Here is a 26244-nt window from a genome sequence, read left to right as displayed (position 1 = left end):
CTTACGGTGTACCTGCCAATCCCCATAAAATAACAACCGCTACAAAATAAATCGCTTTAATCGCTATTACTAAACATAATGAAACAATTGCATATTTACTTAATTCTCTTCTTGCACCTATTAAAGTGAAAATAACCGCCAAACTAAATGTTATATAAGAAGCTGCTGTATGTATTAAGTTATACGTAATATCTAGATTGCTTGTAAGTCCTGTTATATCAGCTACAAACTGAAGCATGATGATCGTACTAAAAAAAATTGCAAACTGATTCATTACCTTTCCATTTATTTGTAACTGCATTGTTGTCCTCCTTATTAAAAACTAAATATTCAATCAATTTTATCATTAGATTACAAAAAAAGGAATCATCTCTTTATACTATTCTATAACGATGCAAACAAAGAACGCTTAGTTACCTAAGCGTTCCTTTCTTTAAGAAGCTTTCTTCAAATCAATTTGAGCAAGTACTGGGTCATGGTCGCTTACACGTCCGTGCTCTTTCATTATATTTGAGTTTAAGTGCACTGGATCTACAATTGTGTGTGGTGCGATATTATTTGTTACTAAAATATGATCTAACACTTGTGCATTTCCTTCGTGAATGTACGTGTAACGATTCTCTTTTGGCACTGTGTTTAACATATCTTTTAAGATTGTTCCCTCTAGTGTTTTTAGTGGTTTAGAGAATTCGAAATCGTTCATATCACCTAACACGACAACTGGTGCATTCGTATTCTTTTTCTGAATTCCTTGCACGAAATGATTTACCTCTTGTGCTAACTGAATTCGTTTGTCTTCACTTTTTAATACGAGCGGCTGCACTTTTCCAAATGGCGTTGCATCTCCTAGTTTTGAGTTTAAGTGATTTGCAACGACAACAATGTTTTGTCCTTGGAACGTAAATTCTGCCGCTAACGGTTTACGTGTACTTTCAAATAATGGATTTTCGTCTCCAATACGAACAACATTTTTATCAAGTAACTTTGGTACCGTCGCTAATTTCACGCGTGATGGATTATAGAAGAAGCCGACGCGAATATTCGCTCCTGGTGCTCCTCCGTCTTGATTATTGTTTGGAGCGATTTCTACATACTCATACTTCGGTCCACGAATTTCTAGCACTGCATCAATGATACGTTTTGCGCTTAATGACGCATCTGTTGTACCGTCATTAATTGATCCGTTATTATCTTGCATTTCCTCTACACCGATAATATCTGGCATTTTTAAGTTGTATTTAATAGAATACGCTAACGCTTTTACCTTTTCATCTGTTGTTTCTTTTTTATTCGCTGAGAAGTTTTCAATGTTATATGTAGCAACCGTTAACTTATCAAGACGTGGCTGAATATTTGCGCCTACTTGCTTAAATCCACCATCCACTACAGCTGGCAGTTCTGTTATTGACGAAATACGGAAAGAACCGTAATCATATCCTACTACCCCTGTTATATCTCCAGTAAAAATATCTCCTACTTTTGCTACATAATCACGAGGTACTTTCACAGAAAGACGCTCTGGGTTTAATTGGTTTTCATCTAATAGAGGTGTGCCATATTGTGTTACTATTTTATCTCCACCATTTTTTACTGTTACATATAAATTTCCATTTTTCTGAGGTGCAATAATTTTTGGTGTTGGCATCGTAACACGCATGCCTTCTATACTTTCATAAAAGTCGATTGCATCTTCATTTGGATCAAATAAACCGAATGCATCATTATCAATAATCTGGTCCGGGATTTTCACACCGTTTTCCCCAAGTACAATCGGTGCTGGCAAAGATTGATCTTTTGCGATTACAGCAACGCGACTCGCCTTAATTTCTGTCGTCGTTAAGTCTGTTTCAAATCGCTCTGCATATCCTGGTCCAACATATTCTTCTACTACTCCATCAACTTGAATAAGATCTCCTACTGCTACATTCGCATCTTTTTTATATACGTACATACCTTCTGAAGTAGCTGGATCATTATCTGGCTGATTATCTTCTATATAAAAGCCGTTTTTATCAAGCGCTGTGACAACGCCTTCCACTTTGTTTACTTTCTTCCCGTTGTAAGGAGACATATGTGATTTTCCTTGAATGTCATGAATACGAACTGGTTCATTATTTACGATAATAAATGAAAATGTCGAAATTGCTGAAGAAGTAAGTCCTTCTTTTTCTGCGATTGCTTTCACTACACTATTTTCATTCACTATAATTTGTCCATTATAACGAACACTTTTATTAGTAGGATTAGAGCCATCTAACGTATAGTAGATTGTTGCGCCTTCTGTATTCGTCGTTAATGTTACCGCTGTTCCTTTAGCAACTTCTCCGCCGTTCGGTGAAGCTACTACATCGCTAACACGGTTTTGTCCTTCACCTTGAAACTTATAAGCTGTTACTGATTTTAAACCTGGGTTACTAAAATATAATTCAAGAGTCCCAGTCAAACTAACTTTCTTCCCGATATTTTCAGGGTGATCTTTTACATTCACTGCCGTTCTCACATCACCTTTTGGCAACTGAACGGGCATGATTTTGTCTGGATTCGTTTCGTTTGGCGAATCTGCAATTGCTACGTTTGTATCATCAAACTTAGCTGGATCCTTCGTATATTTAGAAGAACTTTGCGTATATCCGACAATATATCCTTCCACAATCCCCTTCGTTTTCCCTTGCTGCTTAAATACTTGAATTGCTTTTTCTACTGACATAGAAGCAGTTTCTTCTGCTTGCGCTAAAGTTCCAGTAAATGAAAGCAATAGCAAGAATGATAAAAAGACGCTTAACAATTTCTTCACAGCCATTTTCCTCTCCCTATTTCATATTTTCTCAGCATTTCTATCATAACAAATGATTCGTTATATAGAACTATTTTTCGACAAATTTTACAAAAGATTTATTTAATTTACAAGCTTTCAAACTATAATACAAAATAATAATTTTACACCTTCTACAAATGCACTCTATAATGTTAGAGAGAGAAAACAGAAAATATCGACATTTGATTGGCATGTAAAATGGATTCATTTGAATAGGAGTGATTGGATGGAAGTGCAAACAGAAACATACCGCGCAGCTATGAATGGAACATTAGAACGTCATTTTTCAGATATGATTGCTGTTATACCAACTAGAATTACAATTGAGCAGTTAAAACAACGACTAGAAACTATTGCTACTAAAGTTGATGAGTTAAAAATTGTTTATAGTGATGAGACAAGCCTTATTGTTGAGTTACATATGGATGAAACAATCATACCGTATGAACTGTATATTGATGAGGCGAATGACCCAGAAGAATATAAAATGTACAATAGACAAGATTCTACAATCATAGATCGTAATTTTGAAGATGCGGCTTTCGGCACCAAAATTTTCACTCGTACGCTATTTGTAGGCGATGTACTGGACTGCTTTTTCCAGCAGTTACAGTTTTTATGGAACCTCGCCCCAGATTTGTTATTTGTAATTGATTCAAGTGCAGCAATGAAAGTGCTATCTAGAAGCTATATTGAATATCACGTTGAAAATGAATTATTACCTGACATTCCTGACTTATACGTTATTCATTCCGTTTATGAAGACGATAAAGAAGGCGAGCCTACGCAACATTGGTTTCATACACACGGCCTTTTAAGAGCGGGCGTAACTGAAATAGAGTTAATTATTCCAAATCGCATTTCTTCCTACTACGGCATTGGCGATCTCTTTCAAACATTTGCTAATAATGCCGTTGAGAATGGACAAGTCCCTATGAATGAGCCTATCGTTATCGCGCATAGTCAGCAAGGTTCTATACATACAGTCGCTGTTCCGTGGGAGAAAGGATTATCTTATATAGGGCATAAAACGAGTATGGACCAATTATCTTCAATCAAGGATGAAGAAGTGAAATTACAGCCAATAGATGCACAAAATACATTCTTAGGCGGAATGGATGCCCGAGATGAATACCATCAATCTCCATCCGTTCTCTTATTCAAATTTAATACTTCAGAAGAATATATTGAAAGTTTTTTCAAAGAACACGAGGAAGCTACAGGGCTCATGTTCTATAAAACAAATAGTGAAACCGATCGTATGGCTTATAATGCGAAAAATACTTTCGAGTATTTCAGCAATATTTTTCAAATTGAAAAATCCAATGAAGAGTTTCGTTTTCTCGCTAAGTTTGGTGTTTCCTATGAAGAGGGTAAAAGCGAACATATGTGGTTTGAAATGCAACATATTACAGAAGACCTGATTCAAGGAATACTCATCAATGAACCATATTTTATAGAAGATATGAGTGAAGGAAATAGTTATCATTTAGATTTTGATAACTTAACAGATTGGGTTATTTATGCAGGAGATGCTGTTATAAAGCCAAATAACTTATATATGTTTATTGGCGAATAAGTATTTTATATAATAAACGAAACGCCTTCAATATGATTGAAGGCGTTTCTTATAATTTATTGTGCGATTAATTCAGCATCTATTACTTTCTCCAAATGAGATAATACACGCTTTGCAGCTTCCTCACCTTGATTCATACAGTCTGGAAGTCCAGCACCAGCATAGGAGCTACCTGCCAAGTATATACCTGGCAACTCTTTCTCCATAAATGTTGTGAGCTTTTTCATTCGCTCGTTATGGCCCACTGTATATTGAGGCATCGCTTCTTTCCAGCGACTTACGATTGTAAACTCTGGATCCTCTGTAATATCCATCGTCTTCCTTAAATCTTCTAGTACGAGCTGAACGAGTTCTTCTTCAGTTTGTTCTACAACCGCTTCATCACCAGCACGTCCAACGTAACAGCGAAGGAGTGTTTTTCCTTCTGGCGTTGTATGTGGCCATTTTTTATGCGTCCACGTACATGCTGTAATGGTGTAATCGCTATTTCGTGATACGACAAATCCTGTACCATTAATATCGCGCTGGATTGCAGACTTTTGGAAAGCAAGTGCCACATTCGCAACGGATGTGGATGGAATATTACGGAAGAAACGAAACTGCTTGTACTGAGCAAACATGGACGGCAATACTTTATGCGAAGTTGCCACTACGATGGCGTCCGCTTCTATTTCTTTTCCGTTACTAAGAGTAATCGTATAACCATCACCCTGTTTCGCAACTTTTTCAATGCGAGTTCCCTTTATTATCGTACCTTCATGCATCTTTACTTCGAGAGATTTTACGATAGATTCTAAACCTGTTTTCACTGTTTGGAACATTCCCTTTTTCGGTTCAGCTTTCTCTTCTTTCGGAGCGAGCGTACGCATACCGAGTGAAATACTGCGATGTTTCTGCTCAATTTGATACATTTGCGGGAATGTTGACATTAAGCTCATTTCATCAATATCCCCTGCATAAATACCCGATAGTAACGGCTCTATTAAGTTTTCAACCACTTCGTTTCCAAGACGATGTCTGAAAAATTGTCCGAGTGATTGGTCAGATACTGGCTTTGACCTCGGCATTAATAGATCAAAGCCAGCTCTTAGTTTACCAATTGGGGAGAACAGCCCGGAAAATAGAAACGGCGTAATTTGCGTTGGAATTCCCATCATTGATCCATTCGGCATTTTATGTAACCGATTGTTTACAAGGATAAATGATTGACCGGCTTGATTATTTACAAGTTCATCGCCAAGACCTAATTCTTTCACTAATCTAGCTGCACTTTCTTTTCGTGCTAAGAAAGAATCTGGTCCGCGCTCAATTGTAAATCCATCTTTTCGAACGGTTTGAATTTTTCCGCCAAGTTTACCCGATGCTTCTATAAGTAATGTATCAATCGGCAAGTTTTTTTCATGAATATTTTTTTGTAAGTTATACATTGCTGTTAATCCAGTGATGCCTCCGCCGACGATCACAACTTTTTTCCTCAAGCAGGCTCCTCCTTTCTTCTTACAGTACAGATTCTTTTTTCTTTAATACAACATCTGTTAAACAATCAATAAATGCCTCCGATGCATTTGGCATTTCTGGACGATAATATTTTGCACCAATTTCATCCGTTACAACTTTACACTCAAAGTCGTTGTCATATAAAACTTCTAAATGTTCCGCAACAAATCCAACTGGTGCATATACGAATGAAGTATAACCGTGCTTTTCATTTAGTTCTCTCGTTAAATCTTGTACATCTGGACCAATCCAAGGATCTGGTGTGTTTCCTGCACTTTGCCAGCCTACTGCATAGTTTGCTACTTCAGCTCCGCGCGCGATATAGTCCGCTGTTTCATTTAATTGATCTGGATATGGATCGCCCATTGCAATAATTTTCTCTGGTAAGCTATGTGCAGATACGATTAATACTGCTTTTTCACGCTCTGCATCTGACATACCGTTATATATACCTTTCACTGCATCAACCCAGTACTGGATGAATTTCGGCTCTTTATACCAGCTATCAATGCCATGAATTGTTAAGTTTCCAAGTTTCTCAGCTTCTTCTTGTGCTCGTCCAACGTATGATTTCACGCTAAACGTAGAATAGTGAGGTGCAAGAACAAGTGCGATTGCATCTTGTATTCCGTCGTTATGCATATCTTTCACTGCATCTTCAATAAACGGTTCAATATGTTTTAAGCCAAGATACATATGGTACTCTACTTCATCTTGTACTTCATTTAAACGCTTCTCTAACTTCTTAGCTTGCTCTAATGTAATAGTAGCTAAAGGAGAAATACCACCAATTGCACGGTAACGCTCTGTTAAATCTTCCAGCATTTCAGGACTTGGCTTTCTTCCTCTACGAATATGTGTATAGTAACGTTCAATATCTTCTTCTTTATATGGCGTTCCGTATGCCATTACAAGCAAACCAATTTTCTTTTTCATACAGCAATGCTCCTTTACTTCGCTAACTGCCCTTTAGAGTATTCATGAATAAATGTAGTTAAACGTTTTAATGTATCTGGATTTACTTCTGGGAATACACCGTGACCTAGGTTAAAGATATAACCCGGCTGTTTCATCCCTTGATCTAAAATACCTTTTACATGTTCTTCAATAACAGACCATGGTGCAAGTAAGAATGAAGGGTCCATATTACCTTGTACCGCCTTATGAACGCCCCGTGCACGTGCTTCTTCAATCGGTAAGCGCCAATCTAAGCCGACTACATCAAGCGGTAAGTCGTGCCACTCATTCACTAAGTGTGCAGCTCCTACGCCGTGCATAATCATTGGAACACCCATCTTACGAACTTCTGCAAAAATACGCTCCATTGCTGGTTTAATAAATACGCGATAATCCGCTACATTTACTGTTCCAACCCAAGAATCGAAAATTTGAACTGCTTTTGCTCCTGCGTTAATTTGCGCTTTTAAATATGTAATAACCATATCTGCTAGTTTATCCATTAAAGCGAACCAAGCTTTTGGCTCTGCATACATGAACGCTTTCGTATTATGGTAGTTACGAGATGGACCGCCTTCAATCATATAGCTCGCTAATGTAAATGGAGCTCCTGAAAAACCGATTAACGGTACGTCTAACATTTCTGTCGTTAATAAACGAATTGTATCTAGTATGTACGGTACGTCATCTTCTGGATTGATTTCCCCTAGTTTTTCTACGTCTTGTAAAGAACGGATTGGGTTATCGATAACTGGGCCAATACCTGATTTAATTTCTACATCCACACCAATTGCAGGTAGTGGTGACATAATATCTTTATAAAGAATTGCTGCGTCTACGTTATACTGATCAACCGGCAATTTTGTAACGTAAGCACATAACTCTGGATTGTGTGTAATTTCAAATAAAGAATACTTTTCTTTAATCTTTCTATATTCCGGCTGTGAACGACCTGCTTGACGCATATACCATGCTGGTACATAATCGGTACGTTCCCCCCTACATGCTTTTAAAAATGTCTCATTTATAGTTCTTACCAAGACCCTTGCTCCCTTCCTTACCAATGCTTCGAATACGTTCGATATTTATCTTTTTTTACTATACAGCTTGTAAAAACAAAATGCATAATATTATGTACGTTGTTCATTAAATTGACACAAACATTCTTAAAAACGCTTACTATTTTCACAACATTCTTATTATAACACAGAGAAAAACTATGGTTTAGCTACTTTTGACTTTTCTCCTTCACGATTCGTTTGTGTATTATATGGTACAACGTAAAAGCTCGGTTTTGAAAATATGTTAACGAACTTTTCCTCATATTCTCCAGCACCATTTACAGTGCTAACATGCGTATGAATTCCGTTCTCCACTCTATAGATTCGGTACATAATTCTGTTATCTGGAAGTGGCGTCCAGCTTAATTTTGCTTTAAATAAACCGAAAGGGCTAAATGATAATTTCATTTTTACATCTTCAATTTTGCGCAGCCGAATCGGAGCGCCGATTGTTTCCACACCTTCAGGCTTCATAAACTTCTCTTTATGTTCTACATTAGCCTTCGTTAAAATTTTCTTAAACAATTTTGTCGCAGATGCACTTTCTCCTTGCAACTGATGCTCCTTATCCGTGCGGTCATAACCAATCCAAACAGCGCCTACTAAGTTTGGTGTATAGCCGACGAACCACATATCTCTTGCTCCCTTATCGTCATTTGGCAATGAAGTTGTACCTGTTTTCCCAGCTAACGCACCGTTATATACACCAACTCTCGCTGTTCCTTCCTTCACAACTCCTTCTAACATTTTCGTCATATACCATGCTGTCTGCTTCGAGAAGATTTTCGTCTCTACTTTTGGAGATTCCCCAATGACTGCACCGTGTCTGTTTAATACTTTATCAATAACGTGCGGCTCGATAATATTTCCATTTGCTAAAAATGAACGGTACATTTTTACAAGATCAAATGTTGAAACGCCATTTTTCAATCCGCCAAGCGCTGTACTTAAACCAGCATCTGCAATATGAACATTTCCTTTTTCTAAATATTGCTTTCCTTCTTCTACCCCTAACTCATTTAATAAAGAAACTGCCGGTACATTTGCCGACTCTAAAATCGCATCATACATCGTCATTTCTTTTGAATACTCATGATTATAATTTCGAGGTTCATACCCTTCAAAAGAATTTCTTTCATTCGTTAATAAAGAATACGGATTATACTTTTTCGTTTCTAGTGCTGGTGCATAAACGATAAGTGGTTTTAAAACAGATCCAGGCTGCCTTTTGGCAAAAACACGATTAAATCCTCTCGGGACGTACTTTCTTCCCCCAATCGCCGCTTTAATCCCTCCCGTACGATTATCCATTAATAAGAAAGCACCTTGCGCCCCCTCTTCTTTCCCAGGGAAATTCCTTGCATCTTGAAACTGGTTATATGCTACCTTTTGAATCTTTTCATCCATAGGTACGACAAACGTATATCCTCCGCGAAGTACTTCTTGATGAGACAATCCGTATAAACGAGCGGCTTCATCTATGACCATATCAATATACGGCATATATGCAAGCTCATTCTCATCTAAATTTTTATATAGAGCAATTGTCTTCCCTTGATAACGAACGCTTTCTTCTGCAGTCAAATAGCCTTGTTTATGCATAAGTGACAACACTAGATCACGGCGTTCCTTACTCTTCTCTGCAGAATAGTACGGTGAATATCCGTTTGGTGACTTCGGAAGGCCTGCAAGCATTGCCCCTTCCTCTACTGTTAAATCCTCAACATTTTTATTAAAATACAACTTTGCTGCCGCTTGAATGCCGTAAGCCCCATGCCCAAAATAAATATGATTCATATACATTTCAAGAATTTGTTGCTTCGTATATTTTTGCTCTAATTGAAGAGAAATTGCGACTTCCTTCAATTTGCGCGTAAATGTTTTTTCACGAGTTAAAAAGACGTTTTTAGCGAGTTGCTGCGTAATGGTACTACCGCCCTCTACCTTTTCTCCAGCTAACGTATCTTTATAAAGAGCACGGAATATAGACGGATAATCAATCCCTTGATGCTCATAAAAACGAGAATCTTCCACCGCAACAAACGCCTGCTGCACATACTTCGGAATTTGCTCGATTGGTACGAGCTCTCTATTTTCTACGTATAATTTCGTAATTTCTTTCCCTTTCTGGTCAACGATACGTGATGAAGAGTGGAAAACGAGCTGCTTTTCATCCATCATATAGCCACCAGCTAACACGATAAGTTTATAGATTACAATCGCTACTACGAACGTTGCGACGCCGCCTAATAAAGTCCACTTTACTTTCTTCATACATCGTCCTTCTTTCCAAATGATGGTACATTTATTATTTGAAAAAGAAGTATCTTTATGTATATAATCTTCGAAGTTTTTTAAGAGAGTTGATATAATAGAAACAAACTATTAAGGGGGCATTAAAATGAAGGCTATTATTTCATACGAAACACCTCTAGAACAAGCACATTTCACTGCAAAAAATGATGAAAAAAATATGTTTTATAAAGAAAATACAGAAGAATCTGTAGAAGGTTCACTTCAGTATGACGTACTAGATGCTGTCGGTGAATTTAAAGGACAACCTGGCTATATCGTTTGTAACAACATTTCTGTCACAGACGAAGGTCGCCCTGTATTTGAAAACCGTTTTAAAAACCGCGCAGGCCTTATTGAAAACGAACCAGGATTCCAAGCAATCCGTGTTCTACGTCCATTAAGTAACGATACATACGTCATCTTAACGATGTGGGAAACAGAGCAAAACTTTAAAGACTGGACAGAATCACGTTCATTCGAAAACGCTCATAAGAAACGCCCTGTACAAGCAGAAGGACAAGCTCCAGCGCATCCACATGCGGAACAGCAAAAGAGTATTTTCTCTCGTCCATCTTTTGTGACTACTTTTGATGTGTTAGTTTAATTAAAACATAATACAACACTAACAGTACGTGAAATTATATCAACGATTTTCCGAATATATCTATCACATCTTTGAATATATCAACGATTTTCCGAATATATCTATCACATCTTGAAATATATCAACGATTTTCCGAATATATCTATCATATCTTGAAATATATCAACGATTCGACTAAAGATATCAATTTAATGACAAAAAGGAAACACCATTACACACCGGTGTTTCCTTTTTCTTTGTACCAATTATATATACGAAGTGAATCTTTTTTTCTCATATGCTTTACTTCATAACCGCGCCCAGCTACCGCTACAAGAGTTGTACATAATTCATCTTTTCTTTGAAAATACGATTGATTATAACCTACTGCTTGAACATGTCTTCTTCGCATTATTCCTGTATATTTCGAAAAATTACGATATACAACCGTTAGTTGATTTTCTCTTAATTCATAACCGCCACTTTTATATCTAGCATACGCAAGTAACGAAAACACGATAAATAACGGTAAAATAACAAACAACGCAATATATTGTTTAAAATATATACTCACGCTGGCAATTAGAACTGTGAGTATGATACTTATTAACCAGCCCATAATGAAATAACGACGCAACGCTGTTTTTGGTAAGTGAACGATCTCCGCTTCGATTTCATATGGTAACTCTAAATATGTGATCAGGTGCTGTACATCTTTTTTCTTCATAAATGGATGCAACATTACTTCGTTACTTGCTGCTCCAATACTTTGAATTGCTTCCACTTCAACAGCACAATAGCCAAACGGCTGGCGAAGCATACCTTCTTTTACAGTAATCGCTTGAATGCGGTGCAATTTTAAGACAAACTCTTTCTTTTCAAATAATCCTTGAACGATACGAATCTCTTCCCCTTTTCGCTCAATTTTAAAGTTTGCATATTTCAACACATATCCAGCCGTGGAAATAATCCACGAAATTGCCATTAAAATTAATGCAATTACAATTAGTTTATAAACACCGTTTCCCATCACATACACTTCTACTTTACTTGTGAATCCTTCAGGAAGAACAAAATCAAACTTTGTGTAAAGAAGTACTAGCCCAGAGAACACTAGTCCGAACCGACCAGATGTAATCGCTGCGGCTAAAACCTCTTTCGCTGTTAACTGATAAACCGTCTTGCTTTCTTCCTCTTCTATTTCTTCTTTTACAGTAGTTTCTTTCTTATGTAATAAAGAAATTAAATGTTTTGCCTCGTCTTCTTTAATACCAGCCAACATCACTTCTGGTTCATTACCACCACCGGCTACTTCTATATTTAACTTCATAAGTCCGAGCATTTGATAAATGATGTTAGAAGACGTACTAATATTTTGTACACGCTCTTTATTTAAATAGCTTTCCTTCTTTACAAAAACACCGTGCTTTATATGTAAAATATTATTCTCAATCCAGTAAACTTTAAAATACCATTTAATTGCTGAAAAAATAGCCATGATGAATAAAACAACCAGAAGAAAAAGATAAAATAAATACCAAGGTTCCACTTGTTCATCAGGTTTAAATAAAACAAGAATAATAAGTGGCAACAAACTCGCAATCCTAATACCTAACAATATCGTAATCGGATGTTGCCTCTTATACATCCTTATCACTCACTTTCGCAAGTTCTCCAATTTGTCTTTTCAGCTGTTCTGCTTCTTCTTTCGTTAAACCTGGAATACTATGAGAAGTTGCGGCTGTTGAAATATGTAATTCTGCTAAATTATACTTTCTCATGATCGGCCCTTGCTCAATCGTTACGTGCTGCACACGGATCATCGGAATAAGTACGCGTTTTACAACAAACATTCCCTTTTGAATCTCAATCTCTTCTTCATTTAATCTGTAACTATAATAGCGTTGACGTAAATTTGGAAACACAAAATAATCAAGGGGAATAAATGTAATAGCTCCTGTTACTAATAGTCCGAACAACCAGCCCCACCAGTTAAAGTTAATCATAAAAAAGAAATACGCAATTACGACTGTTAGTATAACTACCGCCCCAATTAAAGCGTGCATCCTCCACACTTTCAGCATATTAGAATGAATCTCCCTTTCTAACGGCTGCATCTCATCACTCCAATTCTATGAATTTATTACTTATATATTATCAAAAAATAAGGTTTTATATACATTTTTGTAAATTTATAGTCAAATAAAAATAGTTGAATCAAAAGCATATTAAAGAAACACATACCTCAGTTTTGAAAATTATGTATTATAAATATGAATTATATTGAACTAAAATAAACCTTACATGATTCATGCAAGGTTTATCGTTTTATACACAATATATTTCATTATTGTTGAGATATACTAGCATCGCTTTCAATTCGCTTTTCTTTTTGGCTTAGTTTTTTATCTTTAGATTTTTTTAATGTTAAAGTCATGCCAATAAAAATAAAAAGAATTCCTGTTATTTGCATTAAAGTTGGACGGAATCCAGTAAGTACAGTATCTAATAATATTGCCACTGCCGGATCTAAAAAAACTAATATTGAGATGGTTTTTGTAGATAAATAGCGTAAACTATCAAAAAACAGATAATATACTATCCCTGTGTGAATAAAACCAGTAGCTATAATATATGTCCAATTACTTTGAGTGAGGCCACTAAAAGCATCTAAATCTATAAATGGTATTAAAAGAAATATCCCCAAGAATGTTTGTAAAAATGTCATTGCATACGCACTCATTTTGTTAATCCCTTTACCAAATAAAGTTGTAAATGCATAAAAGAGAGCCGCAAGAAATCCCCATATCATACCTGAAGACATTAATGAGCCGACAGAGAAGCTTCCATCAATACCAGCAATTAATAAAGCTCCTGCAAAACACACAATTATTGAAATGATAGATATGAATGTTAATTTTTCTTTAAAGACGATACTTCCAATTAACAGTACAATTACTGGTGCAAGATGATAAACTGAGATAGCAATGGTAACTGACATATTTTCAAAGGCTTTAAATAAGAAAACCCAATTAAATACTAAGAAAAAACCACATATTAAAACTTGAATAACTTCTTTTCGTTCCCATTTATCTTGTTTATATTGCCCTGTAAGCAACCAGCATACACTTAAAAATATTGTCGCAAAAATACACCTTACAAACACTAATTCAAACGAAGGTAAGTTTGTTTGAACAGAAAAAAATCCAACTGATCCAAAGATAACCATTGATGCTATCATCTTTAAGGCCGGTACCGTTTTCTCTTGCTTAAAACTCTTTTGAAGCAAATTAATCCCCCTCCAATAAAAACTCGGTTTATAGTAAGAAAAACACCAGCCTAAAAAAAGGACAGGTGCTTTTCCTCAAAAACACTCAATTATAAATTTTTCCCAGCAGTCCAACCACCATCAATTACAAAATTAGAACCAGTAATAAAGCGGGCCTGATCAGAAATCAAGTACTCAATACATGAAACAATATCCTGCGGCAACCCCCAAGTATCTAAAGATTGATTACTTTTTATCATAGACATCAAGGCTTTATTACTAAAGTATTCTTCTGTAAGTTCGGTTCTAATAACACCGGGAGAAATGCTATTTACCCTTATATTTTGCTTCCCAAATTCCATAGCCATCTGTTTAGTCAATCCGATTAAAGCATGCTTTGATGCAACATAAGCAGCTCGCTCTGGTTCAGCCATTAATCCAGAAACCGATGCTATATTCACAATACAACCTTTTATTTTCGATTCACACCATCGCTTAGCTACTTCCCTAGAAAGGATAAATGGGGCTACTAAATTTACATCAATTACTTTTTTAAACATATCATCGGATAAATGTAAAACAGGTGTTATCTCTCGAATACCAGCTGCATTTATTAATATATCAGGAGAAAGCTTTTCTAAATCTAATTGAGTAAAAAGATTATGAATCGCTTCGCTATTACTTAAATCAATTTGCACTACTTTCAAAGGCATATCTGTTTTCATATAATCTATTAAATTATTATTATGAATATCAAGCGCTATTACATAAAATGATTTTTCTAAAAAGTATTTTATACAAGCATGACCTATACCGCTATTGGCTCCAGAAATCATAATTATTTTATTCTCTCTCATTTTGTCTCCTTATAAGAAAATGTTACTAATAAAATATCACGAAAAGCCTCCGTACTACATTCTGTTCCAAGTGGCGTTACGGCATGGAAGACCTTTTGTCCAAATACTAAAGTTTCTAAAGGCTCCTTCAAACTTATAAATTGATTAATTTCTCGAGGAGAATTAGCTATTAAATTATCTCCACCAATAGCTGTATTACTTAAATTCATAAGGTGTAAAAATACTACTGGTTCATCATCTTTATGTAACCAAATAGGTGAACTAAAAGATGGTCTTTCTTTAGTAGCTTTATATCTTACTTGATGTAAACCTATAATTAAGTCTTTACTTGTATCTATTATATTTGTTTTAAATGCAAATTCAGTATCGAAACGCACGATATTTTGAATTAAAGGATTGCATAAAAAGCTATCATTTATGCTATTGAACTGTCTAACTTTCCCGCCATCGTCATAGTTATATTCTTTAGATTGGAAGTAATCATTACTATTATCTAAAATATAATCTGGTGAATCAACATACTTTATATACCTTGAATAAGATCTAGCACGGCATTCACCGTACGCATCATCTTCCAAATTATAATAATCTAACTGTGCTTGTGTTAATAAACGATGATTCTCTTCCTCTTGTAAAAAGATTTCATTTGAGATTTCAAGGAATCCTTTAGATTCAAATTCATGTACCTTTTCTTCTATGCTAAACCCATTCATTTTACTAAGAACAAACGTCATTATAAAAACCTCCACACTATTGTATTTTTCTATCTCACCCTATGTTAGAAATGCAATAAGTAACCGAGATTCTTGCTTAATAAAATTTAAAATTATGATATTCAATTAATACACCAAATGAAATATATGTAATTCATTAAAATTATTTATTAAGCAATATTATATATCCTTTTGGGTATTTTTTCTAATTATCTGAAGATTTATCAACATTAGTCTTAATATTCGAAATTAAAGAAATGGATTTTTCAGAAAGATAAAACTGCGCGTATTGCAATTATTTATGTATATAACTTTTTTAAAAATTATATTTTAAATATAGCTAGTTTTTTATAAATTTTTTGATATAATTACATACGGGAAAAGGGAAGAATTTTGTCTTCCCTTGTGTTTTTATTTGCATCTAGTACTTTTGCTAGATGCTTTTTTTTATGCTAAAAAAGGTATCCTCAAATACTTTGAGGATACCTTTTCACCTTTATTATCTCTGCTGTTTTCTACCTAATACGAGTAATCCAAAACTCATCATTACAAGAAGTGCTCCCATATATGGTTCCACAGGCATTTTCTGCCCTGTCTTCGGTAATTCTTTTTCAGGTTTCTCTGGATTCGGTGTCCCTGGCTTTTCTGGATCTGGTGTTCCAGGTTTTTCTAGATCTGGTGTTCCAGGTTTTTCTGGATTCGGTGTTCCAGGTTTCTCCGGATCCGGTGTTCCAGGCTTTTCTGGATCTGGTGTTCCAGGTTTTTCTGGATCTGGTGTTCCAGGTTTTTCTGGATCTGGTGTTCCAGGCTTTTCTGGATCTGGTGTTTCTGGACCTGGTGGTGCTAAATGATTCAATTTGTTTAATACTTCTAATTGAACTGCATTTATCATTCCATTTGTAATTTCAAATGGAATTGGATTAGTTAATTTTTCATATCCCTTTGGTGCTTCTACTTCTACTAGTGTGTAGTTACCTACAGATAGATCTGTGATTTTTGCCTTTCCATCTTTATCTGTTGTTACTTTCACTACTACTTTTCCCTTTTCATCATGAACTTCAAACACAGCTCCTGATAAGACTTCCTTGCTTTCAGCGGCCATTTTTGTAATCTCCACTGAACCTTTGTCTAACTGTTCGTTCTCTACTTTCAATGATAAGACTTTTGTCATACCTTTTGTAATTTCGAATGATACTGGTTCCGTTAACTTTTTGTAACCTGGTAAGCTCTTCGTCTCTACTAATTTGTATTTTCCTACTGATAGATCTGAAACGTTTGCTTTTCCTTCTTTATCCGTCGTTACTTTCGCAACTACTTTGCCTTTTGAGTCACGTACTTCAAATACAACATTTTCTAATGGTGTTTTACTGTCTTTATCTATTTTTGTGATTTCTACATTCCCCGTATCTACCATTTCATTTTCTACAGTGAACGCTAAAGATTTTGTCATACCTTTTGTAATTTCAAATGGTACAGGCTTTTCTAATTTTTTGTAGCCTGGTAAACTCTCTACTTCTACTAGCTTGTACTTTCCTACTGATAAATCTGAAACTGTTGCTTTTCCAGCTTTATCTGTCGTTACTTTCGTTACTACCTTGCCTTTGTCGTCTTGTACTTCAAAGACTACACCTGCTAACGGTGCCTTATTATCTTTATCTATTTTTGTAATTTCTACATTTCCCGTATCTACCATTTCATTTTCTATGTTTAATGATAGAACTTCTGTCATACCTTTTGTAATTTCAAACGATACTGGTTCTGTTAATTGTTTGTAGCCTGGTAAGCTTTCTTTCTCTACTAATTTGTACTTTCCTACAGATAAGTCTGAAATTTTTGCTTTACCATTTTTATCTGTTTGTACTTCTGTTACTACTTTTCCTTTGTCGTCTTGTACTTCGAAGACTACGCCTTCTAATGCTTTTTGACTATCTTTATCTACTTTTGTGATTTCTACTGAACCTTTGTCTAACTGTTCATTCTCTACTTTTAATGATAAGACTTCTATCATACCTTTTTTAATTTCGAATGATACTGGCTCTGTTAGCTTTTTGTAGCCTGGTAAGCTTTCTACTTCTACTAGTTTGTAATTCCCTACAGATAGATCTGAAATTTTCGCTTTTCCTTCTTTATCTGTTTTTACTTTCGTTACTACTTTGCCTTTTTCATCTTGCACTTCGAATGTTACGCCTTTTAATAACGCGCCACTTTCTTTGTCCACTTTTGTAATTTCTACTGAGCCTTTATCTACTAATTCGTTCTCTACTTTTAGTGATAAAACTTCTGTCATACCTTTTTTGATTTCGAATGATACTGGTTTCGCTAGTTTTTTATATCCTGGTAAGCTTTCTACCTCTACTAGCTTATATTTTCCTACTGGTAAATCTGAAATTGTTGCTTGTCCTTCTTTATCTGTCGTTACTTTTGTTACTACTTTGCCTTTTTCATCTTGCACTTCGAATGTTACGCCCGCTAATACTGCGCCACTTTCTTTGTCCACTTTTGTAATTTCTACTGAACCTTTATCTAACTGTTCGTTCTCTACTTTCAATGATAAGACTTTTGTCATACCTTTTTTAATTTCGAATGATACTGGTTCCGTTAACTTTTTGTAACCTGGTAAGCTTTCTTTCTCTACTAATTTGTACTTTCCTACAGATAAGTCTGAGATTTTTGCTTTACCATTTTTATCTGTTTTTACTTCTGTTACTACTTTTCCTTGCTCATCTTGTACTTCGAAGACTACGCCTTCTAATACTTTTTGACTATCTTTATCTACTTTTGTTACTTCCACATTTCCCTTGTCTAACATTTCGTTTTCTACTGTTAAAGCAAGAGATTTTGTCATGCCTTTTTCAATTTGGAAAGTAATCGGATCTACTAATTGTTTATACCCTTTTGGTGCCTTTACTTCTACTAACTTGTATGTGCCGACTGATAAATTAGTAACTTGTGCTTGTCCTTTTTTATCTGTCGTTATTTTAGCGACTACTTGTCCTGCTTCATCTTGAATTTCAAAGACTGCATCAGCTAAAGCATCTTTATTTTCTTTATCTACTTTTGTAATTTCTACATTTCCTGTATCCACTAATTCATTTTCTACAGTCAATTGTAATGCTGTTACTCTACCCTTTTCATTTTCGAATGAAATTGGCTTTTCTAGTGGTTTGTATCCTGCCGGTGTTTCTACTTCTACCAACTCATACTTTCCAATAGATAAATCTGAAACGTTTGCTTTTCCTTCTTTATCCGTTTTTACTTTCGCAACTACTTTTCCTTTTGAATCACGTACTTCAAATACAACATTTTCTAATGGAGCTTTACTATCTTTATCTATTTTTGTTATCTCTACATTCCCTGTATCCACCATTTCATTTTCTACTTTTAATGATAGAACCTCAGTCATGCCTTTTTTAATTTCAAATGATACTGGTTTTTCTAACTTTTTATAACCAGGTAAACTTTCTACCTCTACTAATTCATACTTTCCTACAGGTAAATCTGAAACATTTGCTTTTCCTTCTTTATCTGTCGTTACTTTCGTAACTTCCTTACCCTTTTCATCTTGTACGATGAATGTTACTCCCGCTAACGGTGCTTTATTATCTTTATCTATCTTTGTTATCTCTATATTTCCCGTATCTACCATTTCATTTTCTATTTTTAATGATAAGATCTCGGTCATACCTTTTGTAATTTCAAACGATACTGGCTCTGTTAATTTCTTATAGCCTGGTAAACTTTCTTTCTCTACTAATTTGTACTTTCCTACTGATAGATCTGAGATTTTTGCTTTACCATCTTTATCTGTTTTTACTTCCTTTACTACTGTTCCAGCTTCATCTTGCACTTCAAAGACTACGCCTTTTAATGCTTTTTTGCTGTCTTTATCTATTTTTGTAATTTCTACTGAACCTTTATCTAACTGTTCATTTTCTACTTTCAACGATAGGACTGTTGTCATACCTTTTGTAATTTCGAATGATACTGAATCTGTTAGCTTTTTGTAGCCTGGTAAACTTTTCGTCTCTACTAATTTGTACTTCCCTACTGATAAATCAGAGATTTTTGCTTTACCATCTTTATCTGTTTTTACTTCTGTTACTACTTTGCCTTGCTCATCTTGCACTTCGAAGACTACGCCTTCTAGTACTTTTTGGCTATCTTTATCTATTTTTGTAATTTCTACTGAGCCTTTGTCTAACTGCTCATTTTCTACTTTTATTGCTAAAGCTTTTGTCATACCTTTTTTTATTTCAAATGGTACTGGTTCTGTTAGCTTTTTATAACCTGGTAAGCTTTTTGTCTCTACTAATTTGTACTTTCCTACTGATAAATCTGAAACGTTTGCTTTTCCATCTTTATCTGTTACTACTTTTCTTACTACTTCATCTTTCTCATCTTGGACTTCAAATTCGACACCCGCTAATACTGCTCCGTTTTCTTTGTCCACTTTTGTAATTTCTATATTACCTTTGTCTACCATTGCATTTTCCACTTGTATTGGGAATATGTCGTCCCCTGTTACATTTACTTCGAACTCTGCTTCTTTTAATTGGTAGCCTTCAGGCGCTTTCGTTTCTTTTAAAATATATTTCCCTGGTGCTAACGGTTTAGAGATTGCCTTACCATCTTTATCTGTAACAATATGTTCGACTACTACACCGTCTTTTACTATATCAAACTCTGCATTTGCTAATGGTTTTTCACCATTTTCCGAATCAATTTTCTTTACTTCAATTTGACCCTTTTGCATAGTATTTTTAATTTCAATTGTTTTTGTTTCTCCAGCTTGAAGTGTAACCTCTACTGGTTCTTTTAATTTTTGATATCCTTCTGGTGCTACTGTTTCATAAACTTTATACGTTCCAGGAGCTAAAGTTTGAGGTACTGAAAAACCTTTTTCGTCCGTTTTCAGTTTTGCAACAACTTCATTTGCACTATTTCGGACTTCAAATTCGGCACCTTTTAACCCTTTGTTCGGATTCTCAGAATCTATTTTATGAAGCGATACTGTACCATCTTTTGGAGCTTCAGGCGGCGTAATAGTTACTTCTTTTGATGTTAATGTTTTATCATCAAAATGTAATTCCGCTTTATTAGGAATCTTCTTATCTACGTAAGAAGATAAGTCTGCATTATTTTTAATTTTCGCCTTGATACTAAGATTGATTCTCTGGTCTTCATATGACTTATAGTCAAAATTCTCACCAAACGTAAATGTTACTTCACTTCTTTGCTTATCTATCTTTAACGTCCCTTTAGAAGTAATATCTTGGCCATTTTGATCATATACTTTTGCCTCTAATACTTCTAAAACATCTTCTAAATCATCACGAATTACCATTGATGTGTATTTAGGAGGATCGTTCGGTATATGTGTACCAACTTGGTATTGAATCACTTGATCCATTTGTGTTAGCTGCTCATTCTCTACAAGCTTGCCATTCTCATCAACTATATTTTTTTCAATACTAGGTGGATTATCGTCACCTGAACCGGTTCCCCCTCCACCACTTACAAATACTTGTCCTACTTTTTCTTCAGTTTTAATATTTTTACCTTCTAATTTCACAGTATTTTTATGAGGCTTTGCAGAAGGATTAGTAATCTTTGTTTTATATCTTAAAATATAACCTTTTGAACTGTCTGGAAACTCAATTGTAAATCCAGCCTTTGTTGCATTAATTTTAATGTTAGATAAATCTGCTGGCTTAATATTTGTTGGTGCATAACCATCTTCAAATACAGCCTCTTCTAATACTACGCTGTCTGTAATTAACTCATGCCCAGGTCCTAATGTATCTGTTAATTTAAGATCTTGCATTTCTGTTCCAGTTGCATTTACATATACAAGCCAATCAGCAATCGAAGGATCTTCTTGATTATAAGAACCCCATTTCAATAGATTATCTGTATTGGGCTGTGGCTTCGGTCTCTCTGTCGTATTACTTACATTTACTTCTTTATTGACGATTTGACCATCAACGTTAAATTCTAATGGAATTTCTTTAACACCATCATATGCTTCTAGACCAAAGTAGAATTCTACGAATAAAGAACCTTTAATGTTATTCTTTCCTTCTACGTAATCCCCCATAGTACACGTTAATAGACCCTTTTTCATCTCACATGTACCAACTGTTTTTCCTTCAGCATCTTTTAAAGGAAAACTCATATTCATAAGGTCTTTTCGAAACTCTTTTGGCATATCAATTGTGAATTGATCTCCACTTTTTATTTTTTCTTTAGCTGACCACTTCACTTCTACTTTCATACCATCTGAGGCTTGATACGGTTCAGATGTCGTGCCATCAGTACGGGAAATATTAATTTCGTCCACTGGACTTTTCATCACAGCAGCTTGAATAACTGGAGCCCACACATTCAGCACTGAAAATAATACTAGAAAAACTAATGAAACCATTGAAATATGTCTTTTAGTACTTTTCATTTGCATAGTTCCCTCCTATTTTTTATATTTATATAACAAAAAAAGACCGTCCGGTTGCATCAAAAATGTGCAACCAGACGATCTTAGTAACCAATATGTATTACCGTAGACTCTAAGCTTTGCGGCCTATCCTTTCGAATAGTGTGCTAAAAATATCTTTTATTCTTTTTTTGTTTCATTTTCCTCTTAAACCAAATATTACTATACCGTCTGGACGGTTATAATTCAATACTCTATAAAATTGTTCTATTTTTCTAATAAAAAAAACAATTCACCACTACATTAAAGAAGCAATGGTGAATTATTTTCGCATTATATAGTTCGCATATTCTATTTATATGAATTACTAATAAGAGCTTGAATCACTTTTTCTCTTAACTCGGGGCTTAGTCTTCCAACCCCTAAATATTCCGAATACCATAATCCATCTGCTGCTAATCTAATAATTGTTGCACAAACTGAATCTATCTCATCATTTTCTATATTCTTTTGCAGTTGCTGAAATGATTGTTGTAATGGCTCAAGTAATTCAGGTTTTAACATGAATGCTGCCATCATACTACTAGATAACTCTTCTGTTCTTCTCTCATTATTTAATCTTTCCTCTACAAAAGAGCGAACCCATCTCCCTTTCCTCTCTGAGTCTTCCGCTACTTTATTGTAAATGGCCCCTTCATAATCCTCTACCCCTCTGACTATCATACCTTCTATTAAAGCTTCTTTATTTGAAAAGTGATACAATAATCCACCTTTACTTACACCCGCCTCTTTTGCCACTGCTTCTAAGGTTAATTTAGCAACCCCTTTACATTGCACAATTTGAGAAGCGGCCGCCAAAATCTTTTGCCGCGTTATGCTTATACTCATTCCTTTTTAAAACCCCATTTCTACTAAATTTATATAAATACGAATCTTATTTTTAATATTGTTGATTACTACTAAGTATTTTCTTTATACAACAAAAGCTTCATTACCTTTGAATTTTTAGTTACTTATTCTATTAAAAATTTCCATATCATTCAATATGATAACATTAAACACACAAAGCTGACTATACATCTATACTTTTGTATTTATTGAAAATATATCCATTAATAAAATTTACCAATTTAGTCCTTCTTATTACTTTATAAGACGGCAGTAATTCTTTCAGCACTAAATAAAAAATGTTATTACTCCCATTGAATTGAGTAATAACATTTTACTTAACAAATTCGCTGCCAACTAGCATCCTTCACATCTTCACTAGTCGGTTTTCTAACTAATCCAACAAAACATTCCTCGCAAGCACCAAATGCAATAAAATTTTTCTGTGCTTGTCTTAACGAGACTTCATTTGCACCGCCTTCAAAGTCAGGATCGTTAAACTGTACCTCATCATCTTCCCAGTAACATATATTACAAATTTCATATGTACCTGGTGGTTCTTCTTCTATTGTTCTATACCCGCAGCACGGACATGTATATTTCATTCTGTTACTCCATTATTCATTTCTTTTTTCTCCCATATATTCCGGCCCATAAAGAATGTAACAGCGCAAATCATAGTTATTACCATGAAAGTAGTATTAGAATCCTCATATGTAGTTGGAATTCCAACCGTTACAGAAACAATACTAAAAGCTAAAAGTAAATATAATAATAAAGATAGAATATAGCTTAGTCTAAATCGTAAAATGATACCTCTAAACAATAGCTCACCAAGTAGACAGCCACCTAAAATAATAGGTACTCCGAAATACAATGTAAGGACTCCCATTTGCGCAGTAGATTGAATTATCTTTCCAATTATGTTCGGCGAAACCAGCTCACTATTGTTTCCCATCCTATCATATAAATCAAGTGCTGTTGCTGAAATAAAGAAACTTAATATAGAAAATGAATACGGTATTAAAAATTTGCTCACTCTCATTCACCTCGCTTGTTTCTTTACATATATTATTCATTATTTTCGCATAAAAAAATAGCCCGTCTTCCGCGAAAGGCGAGCCGTTCCACTTAATTCTCACTTAACTTCTTCTTATACCAATCCTGCATTCTCTCCGCATCTTCTACTCTCGTATGCTCTATTTTATAATTAGATGATGCACTAGAAAACTTATACGTACATAAATCCGCTCGGCGCTGGAAATATGATTGTGTCTTCTCCATTGATTGGACATGTCTTCTTCTAATAAGTCCTGTATATTTTCCGACGCTACGATAGACAAGTGTAATTTGTTCTCCGTTAACACTGTAACCATTTGTTTTAAATGTTGCGTATCCAAGTGTAAAGATGAGGATCGCGAGCGGAATTAATGCCCACATGATGAAGTGCTTTTCAGAGTATATACTTATTCCAGTAAGCGGGATTGCGAGCATAGCGAAAAAGATAAAACTATCAATGAGATAACGGCGCAATGCTGCTTTTGGTAATGCAATAATGTTTGCATTCAGTTCGTATGGTAATTGTAAATGGGCGAGTAACTGTTGTACTCGATCTTTTCGAATGATTGGGTGCAGTGTAACCTTTTCTTTTTCGTCACTCATTCCTTTACTTTGAATGACTTCTACTTGCACAGCACAATAACCGAATGGTTGGCGTAAAATACTTTCTTTTATCGTAATACCTTGAATACGATGCAATTTTAGTACAAGCTCTTTTTTCTCAAGTAATCCTTGCGAAATGCGAACTTCGTCATTTCTTCGATTCACTGTGAAATCGCCATGTTTTAACGCGTAACCGATTGTAGATATAATCCAAGAAAGAACGAGTAACATGGCTACCATGAAAATCCAGCCATATATATCATGTTCCATTACATACGACTTTACGCCATTCTCTATCCATTTCGGAATGTACTCATCTACTTGGTGATAAACGAAAAAGATTAAAGAGAATAATAGTCCAAATTGACCAGATGTAACAGATGCTAATAAAATCTCTTTCCAAGTTAATTTATATTCTGTCGCTTGTTTTTCTTCTGTAACAATTTCTTTTTCTACTACATTTTCTGCTGCTTCGTCTAATGTTCCTTCTGCTTTCACTTCTGGAGTTGGCTCATTTAGCAAAGTAATAAGCTCCGCCGCTTCTTCTGCCGTAATACCAGCTAAGCTAACTTCTGCTTCATCGCCCCCACCAGCTGTTTCAATCTGAATTTTTTTCAAACCGAGCATTTGATATAGTACGTTAGAACTTGTATTAATCGTTTGAACACGTTCTTTATTTAAGTAGCTCTCCTTTTTCACGAAGAGACCTTTTTTCACATGTAATACGTTATTTTCAACCCAATATGTTGTGTAATACCATTTTTCAAATGCTGAAAAAACGGTGAGTAAACCAAATGCTGCGGGAATTAAATACCAAAACGGGAATTTTCCGTTTAAGCTAAACATGAAAATAATGAGTGGTATAAAATCTGTTATTTTTAATTCTAATAACATCGTGATTGGATGCTGCCTCTTATACATCCTCATCACTCACTTTCGCTAATTCTGCGATTTTCGTTTTCAACATTTCTGCTTCATACATCGTTAAGCCTGGGATGCTATGAGAAGTTGCTGCTGTTGAAATGTGTAATTCTGCTAATCCGTATTTTCTCATAATTGGCCCTTGTTCAATCGTTACGTGCTGTACACGAATCATCGGCACTAATACGCGCTTAACAACGAAAAGGCCATGCTGAATTTCAAGTTCTTCTTCATTTAGTTGGTAGCTGTAATAACGTTGACGTAGTTTCGGAAACGTAAAGTAATCAAACGGTGTATATACGATTGTTAATCCGATGAGCACATAGAAAATCCAAGCCCACCAATTAAACTTAATCATAAAGAAAAGATATGCAAAAATGACTATAATACTGATTCCTAGCTCAATTAAAGAACGCGCTTTCCACACCTTGACCATGTCAGGGTGAATTTCATTTTTCAATGGATCCATGTAACCACTCCAAATCTAGTAATCTAATATATGAATACTCTCAATCTATATTTTACGTAACTTTACAGAAAATTGGAATTTAATCTTCTTTCTTCTCAGGAATAAAATATCCGAACCAAAGTAGCCAAATGAAACCGATTAACTTCATCCAATTTCCATCCGCTTGAAAAGCTTCAATCATACCTGGTATTTTATAAACCCCAATAAATCCAAGAAAACCGAGCCACCAGTTTTTTTGCATTTTCATTT

The 26244-nt window shown here is 35.0% G+C and carries 20 protein-coding genes and 1 riboswitch; of the genes, 2 read left to right on the top strand and 18 right to left on the bottom strand.

Going from position 1 to position 26244, the window contains the following annotated elements:
• Nucleotide 1 precedes the first annotated feature (1 nt).
• Complete coding sequence (locus tag DN401_RS16530) at nucleotides 2-301, bottom strand: hypothetical protein (RefSeq protein ID WP_001176843.1); 300 nt, start codon at nucleotides 299-301, stop codon at nucleotides 2-4.
• Between the two features lie 132 nt (nucleotides 302-433).
• Nucleotides 434-2800 (bottom strand): DUF6359 domain-containing protein, encoded by a 2367-nt coding sequence (locus DN401_RS16525; protein WP_100654943.1) that lies wholly within the window; start codon nucleotides 2798-2800, stop codon nucleotides 434-436.
• A 241-nt stretch (nucleotides 2801-3041) separates the two neighbouring features.
• On the opposite strand from DN401_RS16525, the gene DN401_RS16520 reads away from it, so the two are divergent.
• A complete protein-coding gene (locus tag DN401_RS16520; protein ID WP_100654944.1) occupies nucleotides 3042-4394 on the top strand; it encodes a DUF4026 domain-containing protein in 1353 nt (450 codons plus the stop codon).
• 56 nt (nucleotides 4395-4450) lie between these two features.
• On the opposite strand, the gene hemY is transcribed toward DN401_RS16520, so the two are convergent.
• From hemY to DN401_RS16500, 4 genes are all read right to left on the bottom strand, one after another.
• Entirely contained in the window at nucleotides 4451-5872 is a 1422-nt protein-coding gene (gene hemY / locus DN401_RS16515; RefSeq protein WP_078439368.1) for a protoporphyrinogen oxidase, read from the bottom strand.
• A gap of 19 nt (nucleotides 5873-5891) precedes the next feature.
• The gene (hemH, locus tag DN401_RS16510) at nucleotides 5892-6827 is read right to left on the bottom strand and encodes a ferrochelatase (protein WP_000726779.1); all 936 of its coding nucleotides are present in this window, start codon (nucleotides 6825-6827) and stop codon (nucleotides 5892-5894) included.
• A 14-nt stretch (nucleotides 6828-6841) separates the two neighbouring features.
• A complete protein-coding gene (gene hemE, locus DN401_RS16505; RefSeq protein WP_000252605.1) occupies nucleotides 6842-7888 on the bottom strand; it encodes a uroporphyrinogen decarboxylase in 1047 nt (348 codons plus the stop codon).
• Between the two features lie 177 nt (nucleotides 7889-8065).
• Complete coding sequence (locus DN401_RS16500) at nucleotides 8066-10183, bottom strand: transglycosylase domain-containing protein (RefSeq protein WP_000756286.1); 2118 nt, start codon at nucleotides 10181-10183, stop codon at nucleotides 8066-8068.
• A gap of 127 nt (nucleotides 10184-10310) precedes the next feature.
• Here DN401_RS16500 and hmoB point away from each other — a divergent pair, with 127 nt between their 5' ends.
• Nucleotides 10311-10808, top strand: a complete 498-nt coding sequence (gene hmoB / locus DN401_RS16495; protein ID WP_000644067.1) for a heme-degrading monooxygenase HmoB — start codon at nucleotides 10311-10313, stop codon at nucleotides 10806-10808.
• Between the two features lie 211 nt (nucleotides 10809-11019).
• Here the strand turns inward: hmoB and DN401_RS16490 are convergent, their stop codons facing one another.
• From DN401_RS16490 to DN401_RS29890, 12 genes are all read right to left on the bottom strand, one after another.
• Entirely contained in the window at nucleotides 11020-12435 is a 1416-nt protein-coding gene (locus DN401_RS16490; RefSeq protein WP_000278133.1) for a PH domain-containing protein, read from the bottom strand.
• Nucleotides 12428-12904, bottom strand: a complete 477-nt coding sequence (locus DN401_RS16485) for a PH domain-containing protein (RefSeq protein WP_001182728.1) — start codon at nucleotides 12902-12904, stop codon at nucleotides 12428-12430. Before DN401_RS16485 ends, DN401_RS16490 begins: the two co-directional genes overlap by 8 nt.
• A gap of 230 nt (nucleotides 12905-13134) precedes the next feature.
• The gene (locus DN401_RS16480) at nucleotides 13135-14076 is read right to left on the bottom strand and encodes a DMT family transporter (RefSeq protein WP_000939625.1); all 942 of its coding nucleotides are present in this window, start codon (nucleotides 14074-14076) and stop codon (nucleotides 13135-13137) included.
• 89 nt (nucleotides 14077-14165) lie between these two features.
• Nucleotides 14166-14912, bottom strand: a complete 747-nt coding sequence (locus DN401_RS16475) for an SDR family NAD(P)-dependent oxidoreductase (protein ID WP_001208947.1) — start codon at nucleotides 14910-14912, stop codon at nucleotides 14166-14168.
• Nucleotides 14909-15646: a 2OG-Fe dioxygenase family protein gene (locus DN401_RS16470; RefSeq protein WP_000144813.1), complete on the bottom strand. Its 738-nt coding sequence runs from the start codon at nucleotides 15644-15646 to the stop codon at nucleotides 14909-14911. The genes DN401_RS16475 and DN401_RS16470 overlap by 4 nt, the downstream gene beginning before the upstream one ends.
• 478 nt (nucleotides 15647-16124) lie before the next feature.
• Nucleotides 16125-22082 (bottom strand): SpaA isopeptide-forming pilin-related protein, encoded by a 5958-nt coding sequence (locus tag DN401_RS16465; protein ID WP_149287871.1) that lies wholly within the window; start codon nucleotides 22080-22082, stop codon nucleotides 16125-16127.
• A 59-nt stretch (nucleotides 22083-22141) separates the two neighbouring features.
• A riboswitch (cyclic di-GMP riboswitch) is annotated at nucleotides 22142-22234 on the bottom strand.
• Nucleotides 22235-22406: 172 nt separating this feature from the next.
• On the bottom strand, nucleotides 22407-22943 hold the full coding sequence (locus DN401_RS16460) for a TetR/AcrR family transcriptional regulator (RefSeq protein ID WP_000028022.1): 537 nt from the start codon (nucleotides 22941-22943) through the stop codon (nucleotides 22407-22409).
• Nucleotides 22944-23281: 338 nt separating this feature from the next.
• A complete protein-coding gene (locus DN401_RS16455) occupies nucleotides 23282-23548 on the bottom strand; it encodes a CPCC family cysteine-rich protein (RefSeq protein ID WP_000877836.1) in 267 nt (88 codons plus the stop codon).
• On the bottom strand, nucleotides 23545-23988 hold the full coding sequence (locus DN401_RS16450) for a hypothetical protein (RefSeq protein WP_002025431.1): 444 nt from the start codon (nucleotides 23986-23988) through the stop codon (nucleotides 23545-23547). Before DN401_RS16450 ends, DN401_RS16455 begins: the two co-directional genes overlap by 4 nt.
• Before the next feature lie 86 nt (nucleotides 23989-24074).
• Complete coding sequence (locus tag DN401_RS16445) at nucleotides 24075-25526, bottom strand: PH domain-containing protein (RefSeq protein WP_078421114.1); 1452 nt, start codon at nucleotides 25524-25526, stop codon at nucleotides 24075-24077.
• Nucleotides 25519-25995: a PH domain-containing protein gene (locus DN401_RS16440; protein ID WP_000371345.1), complete on the bottom strand. Its 477-nt coding sequence runs from the start codon at nucleotides 25993-25995 to the stop codon at nucleotides 25519-25521. The genes DN401_RS16445 and DN401_RS16440 overlap by 8 nt, the downstream gene beginning before the upstream one ends.
• A gap of 79 nt (nucleotides 25996-26074) precedes the next feature.
• The gene (locus DN401_RS29890) at nucleotides 26075-26242 is read right to left on the bottom strand and encodes a hypothetical protein (RefSeq protein WP_000783813.1); all 168 of its coding nucleotides are present in this window, start codon (nucleotides 26240-26242) and stop codon (nucleotides 26075-26077) included.
• Nucleotides 26243-26244 lie beyond the last annotated feature (2 nt).

This window comes from Bacillus sp. BF2-3 (assembly GCF_008368795.1).
GTDB lineage: Bacteria > Bacillota > Bacilli > Bacillales > Bacillaceae_G > Bacillus_A > Bacillus_A cereus.
Note: the sequence above shows the minus strand (reverse complement) of the source record. Positions and strands in the feature narration are given on the sequence as shown.